Here is an 18,449-nt window from a genome sequence, read left to right as displayed (position 1 = left end):
CGGTGGCTATTTCCAGATTTCCCGGGCAAGGCGCATGAAGTTGCCGCCTATGACGTCGCGGACCGCTCCTTCCGGCTGACCGCGACGAAGCAGAACCTCGGTCAGCTCTTTCATTTGGGCTGGTGCCGAATAGGTCGTTTCTCCCGCATATTCGCTCTTCGGCCAGAAATGCGGATTGCTGGCGATGATGTCGTCGATGCCTTCGATCTCGACCGGGAAAGCATGGTCGAGGCCGATGCCAACATGGCGTGGGCCAGCGAGATCGATCAGATATTCGACATGGTCGGCCAGCCGTTCGGAATCGGTGCGCGCCTCGCCAAGGAAACGGCTGAGCCCGACGACGCCGACGATGCCGCCGGTGCGGGCGCAGGCCTTGATCTGCTCGTCCGTGATGTTGCGACCGTGGGCGCAGAGCGCTTTCGGATTGGAGTGCGAGAAGATGACTGGCCGGTCCGTGTACTCCATCACGTCCATGGTGGTGCGGTAGCCGGTGTGGCTCACATCCACGAACATGCCGAGGCGGTTCATCTCGTCGATCACCTGCCGACCGAACGCGGTCAGACCCGGGTCTTCGTCATGGCATCCGCCGCCGGCAAGGTTGTTGCGGTTATAGGCGAAAAGCATCTGGCGCACGCCAAGGCCTTGATAGAACTCGACCATCTCAATCCGGCCGTCCAGGGCATTCATGCCTTCGATGTCAAAGGTGACCGCCAGCTTGCCTTGCGCCTTAGCAGCGAGGATTTCGTCGGCCGACGAGACGAGCACGTAGTCGGCGGGACGCGCCAGGATCCAGTGGCGGAAGCAGCTGAGATTGGTTACCGTCATTTCCCAGGACAGCAGATCGAACCCGACATCGATGGACAGATAGTCGACACCGGCGTCTCGCCAGATCCGCAGGTTGTTCAAGTCCGCGGCAGGATCCGGCATGAAGCCGGAATGGGCGTCCCAGACGACTTCGCTATCGAGAATGGACCGGGCTCTGGTTTGAAGGTTCATTGCCGTTCGTACCGGAATTTGCACCAGCCCCAATCTCTACCATACTGGCTAGAATGGGGAAGTTGCGTCCGGTACGCAGAGCATTTGCAAACTGCCCGAAGCTGGATCTGCCGTCACGCGCAACGGAATCCGGATTCGCCTTCGCCAGCATCTTCTGCCGAATGACTTCCGGCAAAAACGGATCGCAGATAGGACTGCCGACGATATTGTCGGCTCACGAATCGCTCAAACAAATCGAACTTCGCTCTGGCGAGAAAGGCGCCCGCAAAACGCGGACGCTCGCAGCCGGCAGCAACCTGTGTCGATCGTCCGTTACTCTTCCGTCTTGCCCTCGAAATCCAGAAGCTTGCCAACAGGCACGTACTTCTGCCCGTCGAACTGATAGAGCTGCAGTGCCTCAATCGGGAAAATATCGGAGCCGGCTTTGGTGTTCAGCTTAATCCCGTCCAGCAATAGTGGATCGTCCCACTTCTGCATGTTGAAGACGGTGTCGAGGAGCTCAGCCCGGGTCGGCTTCTTCATGTGCTCGAGCGCCTTCACAAGAGTATCGCCGGTCGCGTAGCCGACCTGTCCGATCGTGTTGGCGAAGACGAAGTTGACCTTGGCCGCGGCGATATCGTCCAGATACTGGTCGATGCCCGCATCACCGGTTTTTTCCGGGCTAACGATCGGTTTCAGGAAATTCGAGGTGATGATGCCCTTGGCGTTCTCTAGCCCCACCGCCTGCAGGATCGGGTAGGCCGAGGAAAGGTTAGTGACGAGCGTCAGCGGCTTCCAGCCGCTCTCGGCCTGGAAACGGATTGCTTCGCCGCCTTGTTGCGGCGCGGCGATGATCACCAGCGTATCGGCGCCGGAAGCCTTGAGCGCTGTCAGTTGCGTTTCGACGGTCGGATCCTGCGAAGTCACCGGTTGCCGATCGACGACCTTGACGCCTGAGCCGTCGATGGCCTTGTCGAAGGCCTTCATGAAGGTTTCGCCGGTCTCGGTGTTGAGATAGAGGAGCGCTACCTTTGCCTCGGGCTTGTTGTCCTTCAGATAAGTGGCGAACGACGCCGCCTCGGTCGAGAAGGCCGGGACGAACCCTATTTCCTCGTGCGGCGCGTTCAGCTTGTGGACGCCTGAATACATGAAGACATTGGGGACTTTGCGTTGCTCGATATAGCGTCCGATGGCCACATTGTTCGGCGTGGCAGCCGTGCCGACGAGAGCGAAAACTTTGTCCTGCTCCACCATCTCGCGCACATTCGCAAGCGTTCGCTGCGGATCGAGCATGTCGTCCTTGATCACGAGCTCGATCTTGCGGGTCTTGCCGTCGGACATCTTGACGCCGCCGTGGGAATTGGCGGCCTCGACCCGGGCGCGGATGCCTTCTGCGACCGCGCCGACGACGGCGACGGGACCGGTGAGCGGACCGGTGATGCCGATCTTCACGGTGCTGTCGGTGATGCCCGGTGTCTCGTCAGCTTTCGCCGGAGCGACACCGACGGCCAGCGCAAGTATTGCTGCCGTCGCAAGCATTCTTGGCATACATGGTCTCATAACTTCCTCCCTGATTGGCTCATTGATCCGGCTTTGCCGTTGGCGTTCGACCGCGCCTTCAAGGCAGCGGCGAGTCTCTCCAGCAGACCGGCAACCCCTCCGCGCGCCAGAAGCATGATGCCGATCAGTGCCAGCGCGTAGATGACGTTGCCGAGTGCGAGATTGATGTTGGACGTCCATGTCGGGACGAAGGTGATGAACAGCCCGCCGATGAAGGCGCCGACAATGCTTGTCGAGCCGCCGACGATGCTCCCGATCACGATGGTGATGGAAAGTGGGGCGAGAAAGGACTGCGGGCTGATGAAGCCGTTGAGGATCGCGAAGACGCCGCCGCCAAGGCCAGCGAGCGCAGAGCTGATGGCGAACGCCCACAGCTTGGTCTTGGTCAGGTTGACGCCGAGAGCCTCCGCGATCTGCGGACTGTCCCGTTGCGCCTGGAGCGCGCGGCCGACGTCGCCGAGGAGAACGAGATAGACGATGAATGCCGCGACGCAGGCGCACCCCAGCGACACCAGATAGAGCCAGAGCTCCGGGTAATCGGCCAGGAACGCAGGCGGCTCCAGGGAATCGATCGGCAAGCCGGAGACTCCGCCCGTCCAACTGCCGAGCTTCAACAGAAGCTGCGGAAAGGCCGCCGCGACACCAAACGTGATGATCGCAAGTTGCAGCCCCTGCAGACGCAGGGCCGGCAGGCCGACGACGAGACCGGCCAGCGCGGTAAAAACAGCTGCCGCAGGCAGGGTCGCCAACGGGTGGACGCCGTAGGTCGCGTTCAAGATGGCGGTGACGTAGGCGCCGATGCCGAACAGCGTCCCCTGGGCGAGGCAGATCTGCCCGGCAAACCCCATAAGCAGGTTGAGGCCAAGAATGGCGACCGCATAGGAGATGGCGATGCTCACCTGCTGCAACTGGAAGCCTGACAAAGTGGCCGGCAGCAATGTGGCGACCAGCACAAACCCAACGCTTGCCGCGACCGTGCGCCGAATATCGTTGCTCATAGCTTGGTGACCTTCTGTGAGCCGAACAGACCGACCGGCTTGACCAGCAGGACGAAAAGGGTGAGCCCGATCGGGACCGCGATGCGCATGTCCGCGCCGAGAAAGCCGAGGTAGTTGGCGCCAAGGCTCTCGCTGACGCCCACCAGAAGGCCTCCGGCTATGGCGCCGAGCGGACTGTCCCAGCCGCCAACTGTTGCCGCGGCAAGACCGTAGAATAGGATCGGGGTCATCATGGTCGGGCTTAAAAACAGCCGTGGCGCGACCAGCACCGCCGCGATCATTCCGATCGCCGCGGCGAAGCCCCAGCCGAGCATCAGCATGCGCTCGACGTTGATGCCCACCAGAACGCTGCGAACGCGGTCGAAGGCCGCGGCACGCATGGAGAGCCCAAGCCTTGTGAAGGCGAAGAGGGAGGCGATGGCCGCGGCCAGGACAATGAGGATCAGCAAGGTACCGGCCGACGAACCCAGCACCCGTACCTCACCGAGGCTGAAGCTGCCTTCGGGAAACAGGCTGGGGAACGGCTTCTGCTCGGCGCCCCAGAGCCACGTCACCATCGCCTGGAAGAGCACAAACATGCCGAGCGTGACGACCACTGTCGCCTCGACCGGAGCTGCCAGGAGCGGGCGGACGAAGACCCGAAACGCCAAGATACCCAGCACAAAAGAACCGGTCAGGCCGATTGCAATGGAAAGCCATAATGGCAGGCCCCACAGGCATAGCTGCCAGGTGCAGTATGCCGAGAAAGTCGCCATTTCGCCTTGACCGAAATTGACGACATTGGTGGCGCGAAAGATCAACACCAGCGCAAGGGCAAGAGCCGCATAGATCGCGCCGGTGGCAAGACCGCTGAGGACGATTTGCACGAAAAGGGTCAAGCCCAGCCTCCCAACTGCAACGCCGAGGCCGTCGACCTGCGCGCCTTCGGTCCGAGAGCCTTGGCCGAGGGAACCCCGGCGTTTGATGACGGGAAAATGGCGGTTACCACGATCAGGAATGGCAGTCCGGCGGTATCGTGAATGTCGATGAAGGAGGCCGCATCGAGGCGGTCGGCCGACGCCCGCCTTGTAAGACGCGAGACCAGCACGAGGGCAATCACCAGCACGGCGTAGACAGCGCCTGGGGCAATGCCGCAAACAATGATCTGGTGAAACGTCGCCACGTTAGTCCCCAAGGTAAGATTTCTGGATATGCTCATCTGCAAGTATCGCGCCGGCTGAGCCGCCGGCCACGATATGCCCGGCCTCGATGACATAGGCGCGGTCGGCGAACTTGAGCGACAGGTCCGCGTTCTGCTCCACGACCAAGAGCGTCAACCCATCGATGTCGCGGAGTTCCTTGAAGATCGCGAATATTTCGCGCGTGATGACGGGCGCGAGACCCAATGACGGCTCATCGCATAGCAGCAGTTTTGGCCGCGACATGAGCGCTCGCGCAACCGCGAGCATCTGCTGCTCGCCTCCGCTCAGATTGCCGGCCAGTTGGGAGCGTCGTTCGCGCAATCGCGGAAAGCGATCGTACCACCGCTCCTTGTCCTGTCGGACCTGGCGGGCATCGGAGACGATTGTGGCGCCCAGCGTCAAATTCTCGTCGACCGTGAATTCCGTGAAAGTGCCTCTGCCCTGGGGAATCTGCGCTAAGCCGCGTTGCAGACGCCGTTCCGGCGCCATCTTTTGCAAGTCGCTTCCCATATAGGCGATTTCGCCGGCCGAGCGGATTGTGCCCGAAAGCGCGCGCAGCAAAGTGGTTTTTCCCGCGCCATTGGCGCCGAGCAGGACAACGAATTCGTTCTGCGCGATTGCGAGCGAGCAGTCAAAAAGCGCCCGTACCTTGCCGTAGGAGGCCGAGAGATTGCGGACGTCAAGCAGTCTCACGTGCTCCTCCCGAGGTAGGCGCCGATGACGGCTTCATTGGTCCTTATTTCTTCGGGGCGTCCTGACGCCAGATTTCGACCGAGGTGGAACACATGGATCCGGTCGCACAGGCTCATCACCAGACCCATGTGATGCTCGATCAGGAGGATCGAGAGCCTGCGGCTATGCCGGATCGTATTGACGAGGGTGCCGAATTCGGTGACCTCGCCATGGGTCAGTCCGCCGGCCGGCTCATCCAGCAACAGGAGCTTGGGCTCGGCCGCCAGGGCGCGTGCGATCTCCATCCGCTTTTGCAAGGGATAGGGCAGGGAGTCGGCGCGCACGCTCGATAATGCGGCCATTCCCAATTCATCCAGAATTGATTCAGCCTTGCGGCGGACCGTCTTCTCCTCGGCCCACGCACCGAAGGGATTGAGAAGGGCACGCGCGACTTTTCCACCCATCTTGTGGTGTGCGCCGAGCATGACGTTCTCCAGGACGCTCAGCGAGCCGTATACGCCGACGTTTTGGAATGTCCGAGCGATCCCTAGACCGATGATGTCGCGCACCGCCGAATTGGAGATTATCCGACCCGACAGCTCTACGGTGCCGCGTTGAAGGCGTGCAAGGCAGGTGATGGCATTCAGGAAGGTGGTCTTGCCCGCGCCATTCGGGCCGATCAAGCCGCAAATCTCGCCATCGCCGACGTCGAGCGAGACATTGTCGAGCGCCTGCACGCCTCCGAAGCTGACCGATACGCCATCCGCCGCGAGCACAGGCAAATAGGCGCTGATATGTTCCTGCACAGCCACGCACTCCTCCCAGGCGTGTCAGCGGAACCGGCGCTTCCGCGTCTGTCCCACTTTAGATACCATATAGTATTTGAAGTCTGAGTCGTATGTCAACCGACTTCGCCGGTGCACCTGCACTAAGGCGAGGCGGGTTCCGGCCAGCTGTCCAGTTGGATTGACAAGGTTGGTGAGATACGCTTTGGTATTTGAAATCTGACCGGTATCCGGAAGGGCCGGTCATGGAGAACTCAGACCGGGGAGGACGGTGTGACTTCATCCTGCCGCAAGGTGCCGCGAGCGTGTGCCCGCTATCCTGTAGCCAACAACGGTAATGCGACGTGATTGGCGTTGCCCGATCGCCGCAGGAGGCCGTTATGCTGGCGGTCGCCATTTGCGGCCTTTTGTCGTTCGCCTTGAGCGGCCTGATGCGATGGGGGCGCGTCGATCGCCGTTGGTACGATCTCTTGATCCCGCTCGGCTTCTTCCTGTCCTACTGGTTGACCTACAATCGCCTTCCCTCCTTCCCTCCGGTCGGCGCCGTCAACAAGGTGTTCTACCTGGCGGCGGTTGGATCGATCCTGGGCGTGGCGACGGAATGGACAGGCAGCCGCAGGCTCGGACAGTTGCTGTTGGCGGCAATGCCGGTCGCCTCAGCAGCTTACATCGGCGATACGATTGCCCTGGCGCAGCCTCTCGACCTGGTTGTCGCCGCTCTGGCCGGAGCGGCAGCGCTATATGCGCTTCATCGGGAAGCTGACTATCCCGATGAGGGATCGGATCTGCGCCCTGCGATCATGCTCGCGGTTGCCAGCGCAGGCTTTGCTCCCATTGCCTTCATGGGGGCTTCATCATCCAGCCTGCAACTGTCTCTTGGCGTCGCCTTTGGCATCGCCGGCATCGTGGTTGGGCACCTGTCCCGGCCGAATTACCGCTTCGGATTGGCATCCTTGCTCGGCGGAGCGGCGGGCATGATGGCTGTGGCGCAGACCGTCGCGCTGATCACTCGTAAGATCGACCTTCTCGCCCTTGCGGTGCTCCTGCTGCTTTTCCTGGTCCCTTCGGCCTGCCGCGTGATCCTCGATCGTCTCGATCAGAAAACCCCTGCACTCGCCACGTTCGTCTTCGCAGGGTTTTGCCTGGTGCCGGCCGTCGCGGCAGTCGCAGTGATGCTGGCACGGAAGGGGTTCAGCCTTCCGCTGTGAATTCGCTTTTCGTGCATCAACAAAGGAGGATGGAATGAACTACAGACTGAAACTAGCTTTGCTAGCTGCACTCGCAACGGCGCCAATCGGGCCGGCAACCGCACAGCCGATCACGTTCGACATCGATCCGGTTCATTCCGGCATCGTATTCTTCATCAATCATCTCGGCTTCTCCAACGTCATCGGCGTCGCAAAAGAGTTCTCCGGGGAATTCACCTTCGACAAGGACGCGCCTGAGGCCAGCAAGCTGCAGGCCAAGGTCAAGGTGTCCAGCATCTCCACCAACAATGCCCAGCGCGACAGCGACATCCAGGGCGCCGACTGGTTCAATGCCACCGAGTTTCCGGACATCACCTTCGTCGGCACCAAATTCACCAAGTCGAGCGACAAGCAGGGCACCATCACGGGCGATCTCACCATCGCCGGTGTGACCAAGCCGGTGACGCTCGACGTGACCTTCAACGGCCAAGGCAAGAACCCGTGGGACGGCAGTCTTGAGGCCGGCTTCAGCGCGACTGCCAAGTTGAAGCGCAGCGACTTCGGCATGACGGCCAATCTTCCCCTGATCGGGGACGAGGTCACGCTGCGCATTGAAACGGAGGGGCGCGGCCGCAGCTGACGGCGGCTTCGCGTTGTCCTGGGCGCGCCGGACGTCCTCGCGGATGTCCGGCGGTGCTGACTGATAGGCTGCGCGTAGCAATCGTGCCGCAACATTCGCCCATGTCGCGGCAACGAGAGACCATGGCGCGCCGACGATCGGCGCGCCATGGTCTGGCTCGGCTCTCCGGAGGCAACTACGCGCTTAAGCGATCGACGAGCGATCGTCGGCTTCGAGGCCTTGCCACGAGCCACGCTCGTAGAGCCACCTGGCCGTATTCTTGATGCCGCCAAACGGAAAGACATGCAGCTGCGCGATTGCCGACTCCGGCTTTGCCCGCACATGGTGCTCGATCGGGCCGACGAAGCTCTCCGGCGAGTGACTGGTGGCAAGGGCGGCAAGCGAGGCGCTGCGCTTTTTCAAGAAATTCAGCGAATTGCCGACGCCGCACAAGGCGGCGTATTTTAGCAAGGTCGTGATCTTGGCGGGACCGGCCACGCCAAGATGGATCGGCAGGTCCACCCCGGAAACCGCCAGGCCGTCCGCCCAGGCGATGAACTTGTCCGCGTCGAAGCCAAATTGGGTGACTACACGCATCTTTGCCCCGGTGCGCTCGGCCCAGGCGCTCTTCATCCGGAGCGCTGCAATCGCCGCCTCGTCGCCAAAGTCGCGACTGCCTTCCGGATGGCCGGCTACACCGACCTCGGTGATGCCGTACTTGTCGACGAAACCAGTCTCGAGCACCTCGAAAGAGGAGGAAAATGAACCGGCTGGGGTAGCCACGTCGCCGCCGATGATGAGCAAGTCGCGGACACCCGCTTCCTCAGCCAAAGCCTTCACCCGCGTTTCCAGCGCTTGGCGCGTGGTCAGTCGGCGAGCGGCCATATGGGGAACCGCGGTGTAGCCAAGGTCCGCGACGCGCCGCGCTGCCTTGACCAGGGTCGGCGTGTCCGCCAGGCCGATATCGGTGATGTAGACCCGGACCCCCGACGGGAAAAGGCCCGGCAAGTCAGGGGAGTCGATCACCTGGCTTGGCGCCATCTCGATCGAGGCGTCGATAGCGGAGGGGCGGATAGCAGCTTTTTCCATGCGCGTGGCTCCGTTGTTAGCCGAAGACGACGGTCTTGCGTCCATTGAGCAAGACCCGATCCTGAAGGTGGAAGGCGACCGCGCGGGCCAGCACGCGGCGTTCGATGTCCCGACCCTTGCGAACGAGGTCCTCGGGCGTGTCGGCATGGGTCACATGTTCGACGTCCTGGGCGATGATCGGACCCTCGTCCAAGTCTTCGGTGACGTAGTGCGCCGTTGCTCCGATCATCTTCACGCCGCGCTCATGCGCCTGGTGATAGGGCTTGGCGCCCTTGAACCCCGGCAGGAAAGAATGGTGGATGTTGATGCAGCGGCCGGAGAGATAGGCTGAGAAGTCGTCGGATAGGATCTGCATATAGCGGGCCAGCACGATAAGCTCGGCGCCGCTATCTTCGATCACGCGCTTGATCTTCGCCTCCTGGGCGGCCTTGGTCTCATGGCTGATCGGGAAGTGGTGAAAGGGAATGGCGTCGTCGGAGGCGAGGTTGAGACCTTCTCGCGGATGGTTGGAGACGATGGCGACAACCTGCATTGGCAACTCGCCCAGCCGTTGGCGGTAAAGCAGGTCTACCAGGCAGTGGTCGAATTTCGAGACAAGCAGCAGAACCTTGCGGGGCAGGTTCTGGGGCCGCAATGTCCATTGCAGGCCGAAGCGGTTGACCTCCTCGGAAAAACGCCCGGCGAGATCATCGAGGGGCGAAGGCAAATCGAACGCTACCCTCATGAAGAACCGATCCGTCTCGGGGTCGTCGAATTGCTGGGCCGCGGTGATGTTGGCGCCATGTGCGGCCAAACGGCTCGCCACGCCGGCGACGATGCCCGGCCGGTTCTTGCATTGGAGCGTAAGCAGATAGGACTTTTCCATACCCGGTCTCCGGGTTGACGGCCGAGCTGAAGGGCAAGGCGGTTTCTCGCGTCGCAAGGCGACACCGGCAGGAGGTCCCGCCAGTCTGTTGTCGTCGGGTGCGGTTGCCGTGAGGGGAGGGCGGCCGGCAGGCCGCCCTCTGTTCAGGCGTGCGGCTTAGGCGTTCTTGCGATAGCTGGTGCGCGCGTGCGCGTCGATCGGCGCCGGGTGGACGGTGGCGTGGATCTTGAACTGCACGTGGTCTTCAACCTGCACCTTGGAGGATGGCTTGGGCTCGCCCCAGACCACCACCAGTTCGGTGCCAGGCTCTGCCACTGCCGCATCCACGACCGCGATCGACATCATCGAACGGTAGTTGGCCGAGTATCCGGTATGAAGCGAACGCCCGGCCAAGCTTCCGTTTGGCGCCTCGACCCGGTCGTAGTGATAGGTCGCGTAGTGGGCGATCGGAAGGTTGATGAACTTCGCTCCGACACCTGGCTGGTACATCGAGGCCCACGCCTTGGCGACGTCGTCGCCGTTCCACTGCAGCGTCACCTTGCGGTTGGCCGTGGTCTGGCCGTCGGCGACCTGGGCCTCGAGGGCCTTGCGGCCGATGAAGTCGTGGTCGAATTTGACGATCTTTCCGTAGCCCACGTCGTAGGGCGAGAAGTAATAGTCCTCGATGTTTTCGGAAAAGAAGCTTCCGCCTAGAGACACATTGGCATCGATCTCGTCCGCGGCAAGCCACTTGCGGAAGCCCGCCGTGCTCTTGCCCGAGTAGAACGCCGGCAACGGGCGCGGAAGCCATCCGGACTCGAGCGAGTTGGTCAGGTACGCCCGGCCGCCGACCTGAATCATGTTGTGCTTTTTGCCCGCCTCGAGCAGAGCGGCCCGAACGACCTCATGATCGGCCCAGGGCCCGACGAACTCGAAGCCTGGTTCGCCCGCCATGCCGTGGCGAAGCGCGCGGACCATCTTGCCGGCGATCGTGAAGCGGGTGCCGTGGAAGAACTTCACATCCGGCGGCTCGCCGCCGATGAGTTCCCGGATCACGTTGAACGCGCCAGGTCCCTGGATCTCGTAGCGGTAGCACAGCGGATTTCCCTTGCGGGCATAGGACGGATTGTCCCGCACAAGCTCGACGTCGTAACCGCCGGTCTCGGCATGATACTGAAGCCAGTTAATCGTCGGCGGAATGCCCACCGCTTGGAATTCGTCTTCCTCATAGCGGAACAGGATGTTGTCGCCGATGAGCTGGCCCTCGTCGTTGACCGCTACATACTGCTTCGCGGCGTTGACGGGAAAGTATTCAACGCTGTTGATCGCCGTGTCGCGGATGAGCTTCAGCGCATCCTTGCCGCGGATGTTCAGGTCGGCGAGATGGTGCGACTGGTCATAGAGCACGGCGTTGCTGCGCCAAGCGAGCTGTTCGTCGCGCCAGTTGGTGAATTCCGGCGTCACCGGCGTGCTGACGATCGGCGGGCTCTGCGATTCCCAGAGCATGGTTTGGGCGCTTCCAGCGTCAGCGATCTTCTGTTCGAGATTAGCAGCCATTTTCACTCCTCCTGTGCAGCTCCTTTCCGGCTAAGCCCTTGCAGGACATCTAACAACCCAATAGGTTCGATACATGTGATCGAAATTTTGCATAGAGAGTAGGCGTCATGCTGTCGGAGGAGCTTGCCCAGATCGACCTGAATGCCTTGCAGGCATTGGTCATGGTCAACGACTGCCGGTCCTTTTCAGAGGCGTCGGAGCGCCTCGGCGTCAATCAGTCGACGATCAGCTATTCGATCAAGCGGCTTCGAAAGGCCTTCAACGACCCGATGTTCGTTCGGCAGGGCAACTCGATCCTGTCGACCGACAAATGCCGTCAACTCGCCCAGGAAGCGCGCGATGTCCTCGAGCGCATGCAGGCGTTGTCCTCTCTGCAAGGTTTTGATCCCGCTACGTCCAAGGGCAGCGTGACGATCTCCTGTAACCATCACGAGCGTATGTTCCTGATGCCGGCCTTCGTGCGCCAGGTCCAGCAGCAGGCGCCCCAGATCGCGGTCAACATTTTTGAATCCGCCGTGCACGGCAAGCAGCAGCTCAAGGAAAACATTTGCGATATCGTGCTCGGCCCGGTGGCGATTTTCGGCGATATCTACTACCGGCGTAAACTCTTCACCGACCGCTACGCTTGCATCATGGATTCCAGCCATCCGCTTGCGGCCGGCGAACTGACGATGGATCGCTACCGGCAGACGCGGCATATCGCCGTGACCCACAATGGCCAGTGGGAGGCGTTGTACTTCGCGGCGCTTCGGGCAATCGACGTCAGGATTACGCCGAGCGTGATCGTGCCGAGCCACGACAATCTTGAAGCATTGATCCGGGGCACGGAGCTGGTCGCGACCATTCCCTATCGCCTGGCCCGCCGGCTTTCGGACAAGTTGACGTTGAAGCCATTTCCTCTCGAGGTGCTGATCCAGATCGACATGTATTGGACCGAGCGTTCTCACTATTCGGGCCTGCATGCGTGGACGCGCCAGATCCTCGCCGACGTGGCGGCAACGATCTGAGCGGTCCGAAGCCCAAGCCCAGGCTGGTGTGGTCTCTCTGGGATCGTAACCGCCGCGTCAGACAGTGGCGCCGAGCATGATCACGGAGATCGTCGCCGGCTGGTCGCCTGGATTGCGCCATGCGTGACGAGTGCCCTGCTGGACCACGGTGTCGCCGGCATTCAGCTCGACAGTCTTGCCGTCATCGAGTTCCAGGATCAGTCTGCCCTTGACCACCGTCACGTAGTCGACGGTCGGGGTCTGGTGCATGCCAGGGCTGTCCGGCTCCATCCGCTCGGCAATGCCAGGTGATGCCTCGATGAGTTCGGGACCGGCTACCGCGGGGTTCCATTCCGATGACATGTAGACGCTGTCCGGAGGGAAAGTAATGATCCAGAACGATGATCCGCCTGCCGGCATGACCATGGTGCCGGTTGTCTCCATGGGGTCCTTGTTGTTGATGGTCCCCAGCTCTGGCGCCCCCTCGATTTTCCATTGGGGCGACGATACGCAACCTGGCGTGTGGCGCAGGACCATTTCCCCAGGGGAGGGGCCGTCGCTGACGACCACTGACTTGCCGGCAGTGTCCCTGCCAGTGACGACGCGCCGAACCTGCATATGAAACCTCCCAGGTAGATGTTCAAAGTCACAGTGCCGAGATGAGGCAAGCGAGCGCCCAAAAAAGCGGGAACTCCGGTCCCATCTGCTGCCAGCGCCATTTGGCGCCGTTGATCTTCACCACTGCGTAGGCTGCTCCGAGCAGCACGACGATCGCGCAACCGGTTGCTGCTTTCGAATAGACGTTGAAAACCATGCCGAGCGCGGCAAGCACCTCGAGGACGATTGTCAAGACAAGGAATGCCTTGCCAGGTTTCAGACCGGCCTTCTCAAACGTCACCGGCGCCTTATCGAAGTTCCTGACCTTCCCGATCAGATGCGGCAGGAACCAGACTCCACATAGGATCCTCAGGCAGTCCTGAGGCTGCAACTCGAACGGCATTGTACGTCTCCTCCCCAGCAGCGTGACGGCTGCAGTCGTTGTGAGCGGGCCCCGTTTTGGCCGCCAGCCACCCTGCGAAATCGAGCGTAGGCCCGAGGGCAGCAGCGATGGTTGGTACCGGCACCGCAAATCGGGTCTTGCGTCACCCAATCCAGATACTATACGGTATCCACAGTCCAATCGGAATGTCAACTCGATCCGGTTGGCGGTATTTGAGGAGGAACATCGTGACAGTGATGATGCGCGCCGCACGGTTGCATGCGGTAAACGAACCAATGCGGATCGAGGAGATCGCCAAGCCTCGAGCGTCCGGAACGGATGTCGTGGTCGAGGTCAAAGCCTGCGGTATGGTCCCGAACCTCGCCAACGTGCTGAACAACTGGGAGAACTGGTATCCTCACCAGCCGCTGCCTCCCAAGCCCGCGACGTTTGGCCTTGACCCCGCCGGCATCGTGCACGAAGTGGGCGAGCAGGTCGTTGCCTTGAAGCCCGGAGACCGTGTCTACGTCAATCCGTTGCGTTCGTGCGGTGCCTGCCACGCCTGCGCCAGCGGCAACCAGATGAAGTGCGACTACTTCACCTTCGCCGGATATTTCGGGTTCAATCGCAACAGCCTGGAAATCTACAAGCGCTATCCCGGCGGCGGCTTCGCTCAATTCATGCGCGCGCCCCAGAGCGCCATCGTCAAGATACCCGACAATATGACGTTTCCGCAGGCTGCCCGCATGGGCTATCTCGGTACGTCCTATTCGGCGCTCAGAAAGCTGGGCAACCTTGCGGGCAAGTCGCTGATCATCAACGGCGCGACCGGAACGCTGGGTGTCGGCGCCACCATGTTCGCGCTCGCCATGGGGATTTCCACCATCTATGCGGTCGCGCGCGGCAAGCCATTGCTGGAAAAGCTGAAGCGCCTCGCACCGAACCGGATCGAGATTTTTTCCAGCCTGGACGGCAAGGTCGCGGACTGGGTGCGCTCCAAGCACCACTCCGGCGCGGATTTCATGCTCGACAGCCTTGGCGCGGTGGCCGACGTCAACGCCATGAGGGACGCGATGATGGGCGTCAAACGTGGCGGCACCATCGTGAACATCGGCGGTACGGGCGCCGACATGCTGTTCAACACCAAATGGTGGATGGACAATTCGATGGTGCTCACCGGTTCGGCCTGGCTCAGCACCGCGGAGGGTATCGAGATAGCCGAGCTGGTCCGGTCCGGGGCGGTCGACCTGTCCGTGCTGGAAGCCCGCACCTATCCGCTGGACCAGATCAATGAGGCGATCAACGGCGTAGCCTCGGGCGACGGTGGCTTCACCAACTACGTGCTGGAGCCCTGAGCTGCGGTTGGAGAATGCCATGATAATCGACTGCCACGGTCACTACACCACCGAGCCCCCGGCGCATCATGCCTATCGCACGGCCCAGGTGGCGTTTGCCGAGGGCCAGCGCGACGCAGGTCCGGTCTATCCCGGCATAAGCGACGAGACGCTTCGCGCGACCGTCGAAGACAACCAGCTTCGTCTTCAGCGGGAGCGCGGCTCGGACCTGACAATTTTGTCGCCCCGGGCCTCGGGCATGGGCCATCATGTCGGCAGCGCTGCGCTGAATGCCGAATGGTCCCGTGTCTCCAATGATCTCATTGCGCGCATCGTGGACCTGTTCCCGCTGAACTTTGCCGGTGTCTGCCAGCTGCCGCAGTCGATGAGCGGTGACCTCGCTCCTGTGCTGGCTGAACTCGAGCGCTGTGTGGACGAGCTCGGCTTCGTCGGCTGCAATCTCAACCCCGATCCGTCCGGCGGCTTGTGGTCCGCGCCGCCAATCTATGACCGCTACTGGTATCCGCTCTTCGAGAAGATGGTCGAGCTCCAGGTGCCGGCCATGATCCATGTCTCGGGCGCGTGCTCGGCCTGCCTGCACACCACCGGAGCGCACTACATCAATGCCGACACTACCGTGTTCATGCAGCTGATCCAGGGCGACCTGTTTCGCGATTTCCCAGACCTCAAGATAATCATTCCCCACGGCGGCGGCGCCGCTCCCTATCACTGGGGCCGATATCGCGGGCTGGCAATCATGATGGAAAAGCCGGATCTCGCCACGCACCTGATGCGCAACGTCTATTTCGACACCTGCGTCTACCACCAGGCGGGGATCGACACGCTGTTTCGCGTGATCGGTCCGGACAACATCCTCTTCGGCTCGGAACTGCTGGGCGCGGTCAAGGCGGTTGACCCGCTGACCGGCTTCAACTTCGACGACACGCGCCGTTACATCGATGCTTTGGGCCTCGACGAAGCCGACCGCGCGGCGGTGTTCGAGGGCAATGCGCGCAAAGTCTACCCGCGGCTGGACGAGAGGCTCAAGCGACAGGGTCGCTAGCGAGGTCCGGTCAGCACGAATCTCTAGAGATATCAATGGCAAAAGTCGTGACACACACCGAACGTACGCCGATCGAAGTGTGCGACGCACTGGGCGCGATGGGGGTGGCAACCGTTCACGAGGCCCAGGGACGCAAGGGGCTGCTGGCCTCGCGGCTGCGTCCCATCTATGACGGCGCCAGGATCGGCGGCAATGCGCTTACCTGCGAGGTGACGCCGGGCGACAACTGGACCATTCATGTTGCATTGGAGCAGGCGCGGCCGGGCGATGTGCTCGTCGTGACTCCGATCTCTCCATGCGAAGACGGATTTTTCGGCGACCTTCTGGCTGAATCGGCGGTGGCGCTCGGCATCCGAGGCCTCGTGATCGATGCCGGCGTGCGCGATGTGGCTGCTTTGCGAGCGATGAAGTTCCCGGTCTGGTCGAAGGCGATCTTCGCTCAGGGAACGGTAAAGGAGACGCTGTGCGATTGCCAGGTTCCGATCATCTGCGCCGGTGCCCGCATCTGCCCTGGCGACGTGATCGTCGCCGATGATGATGGCGTCTGCGTGGTGCCCCGTGCCAATGCCGAGTTGGTTGCGAGAAGGGCACGAGAGCGGGAGGCGGCCGAGGAAGACAAACGTCGCCTCTACGCTGCAGGCAAGCTCAGCCTGGACGTCAACTCAATGCGCGAACGGCTGCGCTTGAAGGGACTTGTCTACGAATAGGCACCCGACGTCCACGAAGGAGAATCGGTCGGCCTTCCAACGTGGCGTGGCATGGTTCGCGTCAGGACGCTGCAGTCCGCTTGCGCACGGCCTTTCCGTTCTTATGCCTAAAAAGATGAGCCTCGTGCATCGACGTCAGCGCGACCCGCACCATTTCGCCGGGCGCCCTGTCGTCCATAAAACTCGACATGCCGCCATAGACGAGTTCGAGGACGATACCGCCGACATAGAGTGGCCGGGGTTCCGCATCCCCATACGGAAACAGCTTCTCCGACAACAGCCTGCCCAGCCCTTCCCACTGGTCCCTGAACAGGCGCAGGTGCCGATCCTCCAGCGTGTTGTCGCGGCGCGCGATGCGCAGCAGGTCGATGGCCAGCGTTCCCCAGCGCTTGTCCTTGGCGCGTTGGTTGGCCCATTCGCAAATGGATTCGATGACATCCTTCGGCTCGTCAACGCTGCGAAGCCTTTCGGTCAGTTCGACCACATCTCCGCCGGCGTTGCGCTCCAGCAGTTGCAGGAAAATGTCTTCCTTGTTCGTGAAGTTGGAGTAGAAGGCCCCCTTCGAGAAGCCGGCCTCCTCTGCGATCCGCTCGATCGATGCGCCGGAATAGCCGTCTCGGGCCACCATCTCGCTAGCCGAAGCCAAAAGCTTTTCGCGCGTCAAGGCTTGGCTTTGTTCACGGGTCAGTCGCGCCATCTTTGATCATCCAATGAACGTATCGGGATACCTAGCGTATCTGAGCAAGCAACTTAGGGTCGTCGACCTCCAAGGGCAAGCGAAGGTGAGGGGTCAGCTGCGAGATTGCTTTGGTGCACGGCAGATGGGTTCAGCCGACAGTGACGCAGGCGGCGTCGAGATAAGAAGCATCGAAGGCGTGCAGCGCTTGGCTCCGAAGGGCCTCATCGAGCAAATGCGCGCGGATCATCAGGTCGATGGTCGTGCGCAACGCGTTTGCCGGCACGGCCAGCTTGTCCGGCCACATGCCCATGTCACGCATGTATTCTAGACCACGATTGGCCAGGGTGGAGCTTTCCGGCGTGGTGATGCGTTGGAAGATCGGCAATGTTATGTCCTGCCGTGCCGGTTCATTGGTGATCGCATGGGCCTCAATCAGGGCGTTGATGAAGTGTATGACCACATCTCGATTGGCTTGCAGCCACGATGATCGGCCGATGACCGCGGTGAAGAGGATCTCGGGTATGAATTCATTGACCTCGCCGATCAGATTGTAGCCTTGGTCCTCGGCTAGGAAGTTCCACGGCGCGGGCTGGGGAGCACAGTCGACTTGCCCGGCCTGCAGCGCCTCCCACCGTTTGGTATGAATACCCGCAAGCACGAATTCGTAGTCGGCGGGGTAGTGCAGTCCTTGGGAAGCCAGCACAATCTGCGTGTAAATCGCAGTACCCTCGGTGAGCGAGGACGTGCCGATCCTCTTTCCTCGAAGGTCCGCCAGACTGGCGATTTCTGGCCGCGCCACGAGAGACATCGGCAGCCGCACTGCATTGGCCGCAACAATGCGCAGTTCTCCACCGTTCACGAAGTCCGCGACTGCTCCTTCTGGCGGCGTAATCGCAAGGTCGGCCTCACCCTCAAGGACAGCTCCTGTTGCCTTGTCGACGCTGCCGAAGCGCTTGTATTCGATGGCAATGCCGTGCTTGCCGAATAATCCCAACTCGTCTGCAAGGAAGACCGGAAGCCAATTGAACCCCTGCGCTCCGCCCGCGAGGCGAAGCTGGGCAGGCGTGGAAGGATCAGCTGTCGTGTTTTCGGCCATTGGCTCCTCCCGCCGGTATTCAGCACTGGGCGTTTAAATACTATAGGTATTGGAATTCCAATCGGTATGTCAATCGGCCACGCTTTTTTCCTCGCAGCCCGGCTGACTGAGCTACCGTGAACAATTGCTCCGCGTGCT

The 18,449-nt window shown here is 61.5% G+C and carries 20 protein-coding genes; 6 read left to right on the top strand and 14 right to left on the bottom strand.

Going from position 1 to position 18,449, the window contains the following annotated elements:
* Positions 1–6: 6 nt before the first annotated feature.
* The 7 genes from CK224_RS10310 to CK224_RS10280 all read right to left on the bottom strand — a co-directional run bounded on the left by CK224_RS10310 (position 7) and on the right by CK224_RS10280 (position 6,198).
* Complete coding sequence (locus CK224_RS10310; protein ID WP_066997935.1) at positions 7–996, bottom strand: membrane dipeptidase; 990 nt, start codon at positions 994–996, stop codon at positions 7–9.
* 312 nt (positions 997–1,308) lie between these two features.
* Positions 1,309–2,523 (bottom strand): ABC transporter substrate-binding protein, encoded by a 1,215-nt coding sequence (locus CK224_RS10305; protein ID WP_245425875.1) that lies wholly within the window; start codon positions 2,521–2,523, stop codon positions 1,309–1,311.
* Between the two features lie 8 nt (positions 2,524–2,531).
* Positions 2,532–3,533 (bottom strand): branched-chain amino acid ABC transporter permease, encoded by a 1,002-nt coding sequence (locus CK224_RS10300; protein WP_095781689.1) that lies wholly within the window; start codon positions 3,531–3,533, stop codon positions 2,532–2,534.
* Complete coding sequence (locus CK224_RS10295) at positions 3,530–4,411, bottom strand: branched-chain amino acid ABC transporter permease (protein WP_066997925.1); 882 nt, start codon at positions 4,409–4,411, stop codon at positions 3,530–3,532. Before CK224_RS10295 ends, CK224_RS10300 begins: the two co-directional genes overlap by 4 nt.
* Positions 4,408–4,695 carry a hypothetical protein gene (locus tag CK224_RS10290; RefSeq protein WP_066997922.1) on the bottom strand — a complete coding sequence of 96 codons (288 nt, stop codon included), beginning with the start codon at positions 4,693–4,695 and terminating at the stop codon, positions 4,408–4,410. The genes CK224_RS10295 and CK224_RS10290 overlap by 4 nt, the downstream gene beginning before the upstream one ends.
* A 1-nt stretch (position 4,696) precedes the next feature.
* The gene (locus CK224_RS10285) at positions 4,697–5,407 is read right to left on the bottom strand and encodes an ABC transporter ATP-binding protein (RefSeq protein ID WP_066997920.1); all 711 of its coding nucleotides are present in this window, start codon (positions 5,405–5,407) and stop codon (positions 4,697–4,699) included.
* A complete protein-coding gene (locus CK224_RS10280) occupies positions 5,404–6,198 on the bottom strand; it encodes an ABC transporter ATP-binding protein (protein ID WP_066997917.1) in 795 nt (264 codons plus the stop codon). Before CK224_RS10280 ends, CK224_RS10285 begins: the two co-directional genes overlap by 4 nt.
* Positions 6,199–6,551: 353 nt before the next feature.
* Here CK224_RS10280 and CK224_RS10275 point away from each other — a divergent pair, with 353 nt between their 5' ends.
* Positions 6,552–7,379, top strand: coding sequence for a hypothetical protein (locus CK224_RS10275; protein ID WP_095781688.1), 828 nt, complete (start codon positions 6,552–6,554; stop codon positions 7,377–7,379).
* 34 nt (positions 7,380–7,413) lie between these two features.
* Complete coding sequence (locus tag CK224_RS10270; RefSeq protein ID WP_095781687.1) at positions 7,414–7,998, top strand: YceI family protein; 585 nt, start codon at positions 7,414–7,416, stop codon at positions 7,996–7,998.
* 183 nt (positions 7,999–8,181) lie between these two features.
* Here the strand turns inward: CK224_RS10270 and CK224_RS10265 are convergent, their stop codons facing one another.
* The 3 genes from CK224_RS10265 to CK224_RS10255 form a co-directional block, all read right to left on the bottom strand.
* A complete protein-coding gene (locus tag CK224_RS10265) occupies positions 8,182–9,066 on the bottom strand; it encodes a methylenetetrahydrofolate reductase (protein WP_095781686.1) in 885 nt (294 codons plus the stop codon).
* Between the two features lie 16 nt (positions 9,067–9,082).
* Positions 9,083–9,931 carry a formyltetrahydrofolate deformylase gene (gene purU / locus CK224_RS10260; protein ID WP_095781685.1) on the bottom strand — a complete coding sequence of 283 codons (849 nt, stop codon included), beginning with the start codon at positions 9,929–9,931 and terminating at the stop codon, positions 9,083–9,085.
* A gap of 156 nt (positions 9,932–10,087) precedes the next feature.
* Positions 10,088–11,467 (bottom strand): aminomethyltransferase family protein, encoded by a 1,380-nt coding sequence (locus CK224_RS10255; RefSeq protein ID WP_095781684.1) that lies wholly within the window; start codon positions 11,465–11,467, stop codon positions 10,088–10,090.
* A gap of 107 nt (positions 11,468–11,574) precedes the next feature.
* Here CK224_RS10255 and CK224_RS10250 point away from each other — a divergent pair, with 107 nt between their 5' ends.
* Positions 11,575–12,474 (top strand): LysR family transcriptional regulator, encoded by a 900-nt coding sequence (locus CK224_RS10250; RefSeq protein WP_066997894.1) that lies wholly within the window; start codon positions 11,575–11,577, stop codon positions 12,472–12,474.
* 57 nt (positions 12,475–12,531) lie between these two features.
* On the opposite strand, the gene CK224_RS10245 is transcribed toward CK224_RS10250, so the two are convergent.
* The gene (locus CK224_RS10245) at positions 12,532–12,897 is read right to left on the bottom strand and encodes a cupin domain-containing protein (protein WP_245425873.1); all 366 of its coding nucleotides are present in this window, start codon (positions 12,895–12,897) and stop codon (positions 12,532–12,534) included.
* Between the two features lie 202 nt (positions 12,898–13,099).
* Positions 13,100–13,453, bottom strand: coding sequence for a DoxX family membrane protein (locus CK224_RS10240; RefSeq protein ID WP_095781682.1), 354 nt, complete (start codon positions 13,451–13,453; stop codon positions 13,100–13,102).
* A 239-nt stretch (positions 13,454–13,692) separates the two neighbouring features.
* Here CK224_RS10240 and CK224_RS10235 point away from each other — a divergent pair, with 239 nt between their 5' ends.
* Genes CK224_RS10235 through CK224_RS10225 form a run of 3 tightly spaced genes read left to right on the top strand, consistent with a single transcriptional unit; the run spans position 13,693 to position 16,536 of the window.
* Positions 13,693–14,787: an alcohol dehydrogenase catalytic domain-containing protein gene (locus CK224_RS10235; protein WP_210199655.1), complete on the top strand. Its 1,095-nt coding sequence runs from the start codon at positions 13,693–13,695 to the stop codon at positions 14,785–14,787.
* Between the two features lie 19 nt (positions 14,788–14,806).
* Positions 14,807–15,829: an amidohydrolase family protein gene (locus CK224_RS10230; protein WP_095781681.1), complete on the top strand. Its 1,023-nt coding sequence runs from the start codon at positions 14,807–14,809 to the stop codon at positions 15,827–15,829.
* Between the two features lie 35 nt (positions 15,830–15,864).
* The gene (locus CK224_RS10225; protein WP_095781680.1) at positions 15,865–16,536 is read left to right on the top strand and encodes a 4-carboxy-4-hydroxy-2-oxoadipate aldolase/oxaloacetate decarboxylase; all 672 of its coding nucleotides are present in this window, start codon (positions 15,865–15,867) and stop codon (positions 16,534–16,536) included.
* A 61-nt stretch (positions 16,537–16,597) separates the two neighbouring features.
* Here the strand turns inward: CK224_RS10225 and CK224_RS10220 are convergent, their stop codons facing one another.
* Positions 16,598–17,233, bottom strand: a complete 636-nt coding sequence (locus CK224_RS10220; RefSeq protein WP_066997878.1) for a TetR/AcrR family transcriptional regulator — start codon at positions 17,231–17,233, stop codon at positions 16,598–16,600.
* A gap of 130 nt (positions 17,234–17,363) precedes the next feature.
* Positions 17,364–18,311: an ABC transporter substrate-binding protein gene (locus CK224_RS10215; RefSeq protein ID WP_095781679.1), complete on the bottom strand. Its 948-nt coding sequence runs from the start codon at positions 18,309–18,311 to the stop codon at positions 17,364–17,366.
* Between the last annotated feature and the right edge of the window lie 138 nt (positions 18,312–18,449).

This window comes from Mesorhizobium sp. WSM3862 (genome assembly GCF_002294985.1).
Taxonomy (GTDB): Bacteria; Pseudomonadota; Alphaproteobacteria; order Rhizobiales; family Rhizobiaceae; genus Mesorhizobium.
The sequence above is the reverse complement of the archived record's forward strand: the minus strand, read 5'-3'. Positions and strand labels throughout refer to the sequence as shown.

Bases quoted from the DNA above. Each gene is read 5' to 3' on its own strand.
- CK224_RS10310 (WP_066997935.1), bottom strand. From the start codon at position 996: ATGAACCTTCAAACCAGAGCCCGGTCCATTCTCGATAGCGAAGTCGTC.
- CK224_RS10305 (WP_245425875.1), bottom strand. From the start codon at position 2,523: ATGCCAAGAATGCTTGCGACGGCAGCAATACTTGCGCTGGCCGTCGGT.
- CK224_RS10300 (WP_095781689.1), bottom strand. From the start codon at position 3,533: ATGAGCAACGATATTCGGCGCACGGTCGCGGCAAGCGTTGGGTTTGTG.
- CK224_RS10275 (WP_095781688.1), top strand. From the start codon at position 6,552: ATGCTGGCGGTCGCCATTTGCGGCCTTTTGTCGTTCGCCTTGAGCGGC.
- CK224_RS10270 (WP_095781687.1), top strand. From the start codon at position 7,414: ATGAACTACAGACTGAAACTAGCTTTGCTAGCTGCACTCGCAACGGCG.
- CK224_RS10265 (WP_095781686.1), bottom strand. From the start codon at position 9,066: ATGGAAAAAGCTGCTATCCGCCCCTCCGCTATCGACGCCTCGATCGAG.
- purU (WP_095781685.1), bottom strand. From the start codon at position 9,931: ATGGAAAAGTCCTATCTGCTTACGCTCCAATGCAAGAACCGGCCGGGC.
- CK224_RS10255 (WP_095781684.1), bottom strand. From the start codon at position 11,467: ATGGCTGCTAATCTCGAACAGAAGATCGCTGACGCTGGAAGCGCCCAA.
- CK224_RS10250 (WP_066997894.1), top strand. From the start codon at position 11,575: ATGCTGTCGGAGGAGCTTGCCCAGATCGACCTGAATGCCTTGCAGGCA.
- CK224_RS10245 (WP_245425873.1), bottom strand. From the start codon at position 12,897: ATGGAGACAACCGGCACCATGGTCATGCCGGCAGGCGGATCATCGTTC.
- CK224_RS10240 (WP_095781682.1), bottom strand. From the start codon at position 13,453: ATGCCGTTCGAGTTGCAGCCTCAGGACTGCCTGAGGATCCTATGTGGA.
- CK224_RS10235 (WP_210199655.1), top strand. From the start codon at position 13,693: ATGCGCGCCGCACGGTTGCATGCGGTAAACGAACCAATGCGGATCGAG.
- CK224_RS10230 (WP_095781681.1), top strand. From the start codon at position 14,807: ATGATAATCGACTGCCACGGTCACTACACCACCGAGCCCCCGGCGCAT.
- CK224_RS10225 (WP_095781680.1), top strand. From the start codon at position 15,865: ATGGCAAAAGTCGTGACACACACCGAACGTACGCCGATCGAAGTGTGC.
- CK224_RS10220 (WP_066997878.1), bottom strand. From the start codon at position 17,233: ATGGCGCGACTGACCCGTGAACAAAGCCAAGCCTTGACGCGCGAAAAG.
- CK224_RS10215 (WP_095781679.1), bottom strand. From the start codon at position 18,311: ATGGCCGAAAACACGACAGCTGATCCTTCCACGCCTGCCCAGCTTCGC.